Here is a 5,382-nt window from a genome sequence, read left to right as displayed (position 1 = left end):
TGCGATACATTGGTACTAAGGAGAGAAGATGCAAGGGTTTTGAGTAATTTTAGCAGATTCAGGGGCACCTGAGCGACTCTCAATCTAGCTAAAAGCCTTTTCCTGTAAGGTTTTTAGCTTTATTCAGCAAACCCTACTTAAGACTGCAAATGTATGAAAACGCATCAATTGGGCAAAAGCTCAACGATGCGTTTTTAAGCTCCAAAAACTGCTATGGTTGTCAGCCAAGACCAATCAATTCTGATTAGAGTCAGTGGCTGCGGCCATTTGCATTCTCTGCACCAGATTATCGAGGGCTAATTCTAGATGTAAACCGGCATCTACGGCAGTCCAACCCTGTTCGGTTAGGTGTCGCCATTCAAAGTGTAGGTGGGGACCAGTAGAAAGTCCCGTACTACCCACACGACCGATAACCGCACCCTGTTCCACCCATTCTCCCGGTTTGACGGTAATTTCCGAAAGGTGGGCATAACGAGATTCTTGACTACCATCGAGGTGACGTAAAATCACCGTTAATCCGTAACCTCCTAACCAGTCGGCGGTGGCCACTTCCCCCGCGTAGGCGGCTAATACAGGTGTTCCCATTGGTGCGCCTAAATCAGTACCCGCGTGCATGGCCCGATTCCCGCTGACCGGATGATTTCGCCACCCGAAAACCGAGGTAATTTGGGCGGGAAGGGCGAGGGGAAAGATTAAATCGGTGCGTTGAGTTTGGTTAGAATCCGTGGGACTTAAACGGGTGGCGCGCTCATAGGTGGTCGCTTCGCTGATTGCTTCCACTTCTGCGCGAGTCACCGGGGCCAAAGCTAATTTTACGCCATTCCATTCCGGGGGATTGAGGGCCACCACCTGACTCGCAATCACCGTCGGGGGTGCAAGACGTACTGGGGCGCTAGCAGCCACGAGAGTGGGGGCATAACGACGCAGGGAATTATTAGCGATAACCGGCTGATTTCGGGGCTGCCGTCCCACCCGCACGGCTGGATTAGGATTGAGACGTACCCGGGCCAGATTAACTGGGGGTAAGGGTTTGGCCACAGTGCTGACCGGCTGACGACGGGAGGCCCGGGCCGCCAGATTACAGCTACCTCCTACCAGTTGACCATTTTGGGCGATGGTTTGGCAACCACTGCGGCGCTCGGTGACAACAACGGAACTGGGGGGGTTAAAGTTTCTAGTATCGATAAAATTATTTTTACCGCCGGCCCGGGGGGCAAGGGTAGGCATATCGGTTTGATGGTTTTCGGGGATAGCCAGACGGGGGGCGGGATTAGTATTTTCTTTGATAACGGGGGCTTTCAGAGTCGGGGCGGCATTTTCCACTACCGGGGTTTCGCTGCCAGTTTCAGAATTAGCGTTCGCATTGGGAGCAAGAGTAATCAGACCGCTGATTACTAAACCGAGACCACTGCATAAACTCAGCTTCTTTTTTAAGGATTTTCCTAGAAAAAGTTTCAATATCACCGATGAAGGATACATAGGGCGGCCTCACTTCTCACAGTTTAGTCAAAAAAATATTTAGACTTGATTATAACCGAGACTGACCCTACCCGCCGGTAGATAGATTTCGCTACTGGCATTGTCCGAGGTTAGTTTAACTTTTAATTCCCCTCGATCGCTTACCCCCGTTATTATGCCCTGATAGCCCTCAAAAACTATCTTTTGACCAAAATTAGCAAAAATTCCTAAATAGGAGGCTAATAGGGCTTTTATGCCGTGATTACAGTAATATTCATAGCCGTATAGGATAGCATCGCTGATGACATCGGTTAATTGAGCGATCGAGGTGATTTTATTGCCAGCCAAAGCTTGTAAATTAATGCCCGTGGGGGGGACGGGATTAGCCCAATTGATGCCCACTCCGATGACTGCTTCTGGGATGTTTTGGCCCTGAATACGGGTTTCTAGGTTAATTCCCCCTAGTTTGCGCCCTAATAGGACCAAATCGTTCGGCCATTTGATTTTAACGGGTATTTCTTGACAATTCAGGTGATGAGCGATGCCCCAAACTGTAGCGAGAACGAGATGGGCAGATTTATCCACCTCTAAATCAAGATTTAACGCCAAAGATAAATATAATCCTCCCTGTTCAGAAATCCACTCCCGTCCCCATTGTCCCCTCCCAGCACTTTGTTGACTAGCAATCACCACAAAAGGCGGATTTTCCCCCGATTCTAATAATTGCCAAGCTTTAGTATTAGTGGAAGGTAATAGTTCAAACTGATGGATTTTGGGCATAAATGGGGAGTGGGGAGTATTTTCAGTGATCAGTAAACAGTAAACAGTGAACTGAAAACTCACATCTGATCACTGATCACTGATTAGGTGCAGGGGAGAGAACGCAGGTACTCACTGAGGTGGGAACGTAAACTGATGCCATGGAAAAGCGGGCCACGACTGCCTAATTCGACGATACTGACAGCGGCCACGGGCATTTCAAACCGATCGCGATAACGGCCCACATCGATACCCATCAGACTACAGAGCATGATCCGGATGGTGGCCTTGTGGGAAACAATCAGGATATTGCCATCACTGTGGGTGTGTTCAATTTCCTCCAAAACGGCCGCCGAACGACGGGCGATATCGATCCCCCTTTCCCCGTTGGGGGGGGCATTCCAAGCCGGATCCGTCAACCAGCGTACATAGAGATCATGATATTGACGATCGATATCGTTGGGGTGCATACCTTCCCAAAGACCATAACCGATCTCTTGTAATCCCTGGCGGATTTCTAATTTCAGTCCCACCGCTTCACAGAGGGGTTTAGCGGTTTGAATAGCTCTTTGTAGGGGACTGACGTAGGCCGCGCGCCAAGGTAAAGAACGATAGACATCGGCGAATTCCTCGGCCATTTCGATGCCTTCGGCAGTCAAACCGGGGTCATTTTCTGGAGTACCACAGTATCCTCCCGTTTTGCTATAGGCCGTTTGTCCGTGTCGTAGAAAATATAACATCAAGCACATAGTTTTTCAGGAGACCAATTCCGGAGCTTTCCTGGTTACTGTTGACTGGTTAGGTTCCCGCTCGCAAGCGCAGGTCATTGCGGAGGTGAGAGCGATCGCCCATGACTTGAAAGAGGGGACCGTGTTCGGCTAATTCGACGATCGTCACCGAGGCCACGGGCATGGCAATTCGATCGCGATAACGGCCGATATCAATGCCTAAAAGAGAACATAACATGATTCGGATCGTTGCTTTATGGGAAACGATCAAAATATGGCCATCATCGTGATTATGGTCGATTTCCTCTAATACTTCCGAACTGCGGCGAGCGATATCGATGCCTTTTTCGCCCTCTGTGGGAGAATTCCAGCCCGGATCTGCTAACCAGCGCACATAATCATCATGAAACTCCCGATTAACCTCGGCTGCGGTTTTTCCCTCCCATTGGCCGTAGGCAATCTCTTTTAATCCTTCCCGTTTGTGGATGGGAATACCTAAGAGATCGCTTAAAGGGGTGGCCGTGGCCATGGTGCGCTTGAGGGGACTAGAATAGATCCCTGTCCAAGGCACATCTCGATAGACAAGAGCGAAATCCTTGGCCATTTCATAGCCGGCCGGGGTTAGTTGCAAGTCTAATCGACCGCAAAAACTACCCGCTTGACTGGCTGTGGTTTCGCCATGACGCAAAAAGTAAAGTTTTAGACTCATTTTTTGGGTTCCTCTTCTATTTGTGACCCTCTCCCACTTATAGTGATACTAAATCCTGTTTAAAAAGTAAAACCCCACACCCCACACCCTACACCCTGCCCCTAGGAAAAACTTTTTCAGCAGACCCTATCTATAGTTTTGTAACGGCAATTTTTGCTAAAAATCAATAAGTGTAAACTTTAATCACAAGGTTGATCGAGTCCTGACAAACGTGTTATCTTAAAAACATAAGGCACAAAGGAAGCGACTCAACTTCCTTCCAGGCAAAAAGACCTAGAGCCTGTGCCACCTGCTCTAGATCAACGCAACAGCTAAATCGGACGCAGATTCTCAAAGTTTGTAAAGTAAAGTATGGTTTCGCCTCTGTTGCTCGATATAGGACAGATGGAGTGAGCCGTAATCAGCACCTGAGTCGGTAAACTGAGGAATCTTGATAGTTGACAGATAGACTGTTGTGGGTTCTGTAAACCTCTATTGTATTGAGTCCGTTAATTTTTTAGGAGTCCATATCGTTTGTACAAGATGAAGCCCGCCTCCCTAGGCGGGCCTATTGTGTTTTTAGAAAACCGCCACGAGATATTCCTGTAATTGCAATTGATAACCTGCCTGTAGCTGACAGGGATAATCAAGGGAAAACTCAGGTAAAGCTAATAGAGAACTTTTTTGACAACTAACTAACGCCACATCGAAGCGACAGCTTAAATCAGACCATTGGGGATAAAAGGCGAGAAATATCTGGGCAGCTTGGTAAATTTTCCCTTGTTTACGGTCATTGATCGCTAATTTGCCCCCTAAATCCCAATTGCCAGCACTGCGGGTTTTAACCTCGACGAAAGCGAGAGTCGCCTGAGATTTAGACAAGACGATTAAATCGATTTCACCGCCAGCACTACGCCAACGACGCTGGAGGATATGCCATTGCTGTAATTGCAACCAATCCGCCACCAAATTTTCGCCCAATTCCCCCACGGTTGTCATATTCAGTGATCAGTGATCAGTGATCAGTTATCAGTGGTCAGGGAACAGGGAACAGGGAACAGGGAACAGGGAACAGGGAACAACGCCGATTTATTGTCCTGTCTTCTGACTCCGAACTCCTGACTACTGGCTACTGTCTCCTGTCTCCTAACCAAGCAGGACAATTTTCGATTTTTACAAGAGGTTTATTACAAAAGTCCTTCTAGACGACGACGGATGCTGTCTAACTCCGCATCGGGAATCTCGGAAAACTCCTCCTCGGCGGGGGGGACTTCCTCTTTTTGCCAATCCAACTCCTCGGCATTGCTTTCGGGGGGAATTACCAACATACCCGCTTCAATCATTTCCGCTTGATAGCCGGCGTCGCGACAAAATTCTGCCACTTCCTCCGAATCAATTTTCTCTACCGTGGGAGTCGGAAAATCCTGTGCCTCTAACAGCAGAGCATAACGGGTGGCATCATCTTCCGATTCAAACATCAACACCTTATTGATAGCTCCCATTTGAATGGTGTGGATACCTTCGTTTTCTGTGCCTGCGTTAAAAAGTAGTACAAATACACGCATAATTACTTAGCGATCGATAAGCGGTGGTCGTCTATACTCATTTTACCGCTCAACTAAACTTACTCAAACTTACTTAAAAGTCTGAAAGCTTAGTCATTCGTAGTGGGTCAAGCACTACAGGATTAAACGGCAAACCCTTTATTCCCTGGTCAATGACATCAGGAATTACTTTTCTAATGATGTT

At 47.9% G+C, this 5,382-nt stretch carries 6 protein-coding genes; all 6 read right to left on the bottom strand.

Annotation, left to right across the window (positions count from 1 at the left end; genetic code table 11):
• Positions 1 to 234 precede the first annotated feature (234 nt).
• On the bottom strand, positions 235 to 1,479 hold the full coding sequence (locus tag IM479_RS05850) for a M23 family metallopeptidase (RefSeq protein WP_287684632.1): 1,245 nt from the start codon (positions 1,477 to 1,479) through the stop codon (positions 235 to 237).
• A gap of 39 nt (positions 1,480 to 1,518) precedes the next feature.
• Positions 1,519 to 2,238 carry a biotin--[acetyl-CoA-carboxylase] ligase gene (locus IM479_RS05845; RefSeq protein ID WP_287684631.1) on the bottom strand — a complete coding sequence of 240 codons (720 nt, stop codon included), beginning with the start codon at positions 2,236 to 2,238 and terminating at the stop codon, positions 1,519 to 1,521.
• Between the two features lie 83 nt (positions 2,239 to 2,321).
• Positions 2,322 to 2,966, bottom strand: coding sequence for a histidine phosphatase family protein (locus IM479_RS05840; RefSeq protein WP_287684630.1), 645 nt, complete (start codon positions 2,964 to 2,966; stop codon positions 2,322 to 2,324).
• Positions 2,967 to 3,015: 49 nt separating this feature from the next.
• The gene (locus tag IM479_RS05835) at positions 3,016 to 3,654 is read right to left on the bottom strand and encodes a histidine phosphatase family protein (RefSeq protein ID WP_287684629.1); all 639 of its coding nucleotides are present in this window, start codon (positions 3,652 to 3,654) and stop codon (positions 3,016 to 3,018) included.
• 558 nt (positions 3,655 to 4,212) lie between these two features.
• A complete protein-coding gene (locus IM479_RS05830) occupies positions 4,213 to 4,632 on the bottom strand; it encodes a YraN family protein (protein WP_002765893.1) in 420 nt (139 codons plus the stop codon).
• A gap of 188 nt (positions 4,633 to 4,820) precedes the next feature.
• On the bottom strand, positions 4,821 to 5,198 hold the full coding sequence (locus tag IM479_RS05825) for a DUF3110 domain-containing protein (protein ID WP_286824946.1): 378 nt from the start codon (positions 5,196 to 5,198) through the stop codon (positions 4,821 to 4,823).
• Positions 5,199 to 5,382 lie beyond the last annotated feature (184 nt).

This window comes from Microcystis sp. M165S2, assembly GCF_020245885.1.
In the GTDB taxonomy this organism is placed as follows: Bacteria; Cyanobacteriota; Cyanobacteriia; order Cyanobacteriales; family Microcystaceae; genus Microcystis.
Note: the sequence above shows the minus strand (reverse complement) of the source record. Positions and strands in the feature narration are given on the sequence as shown.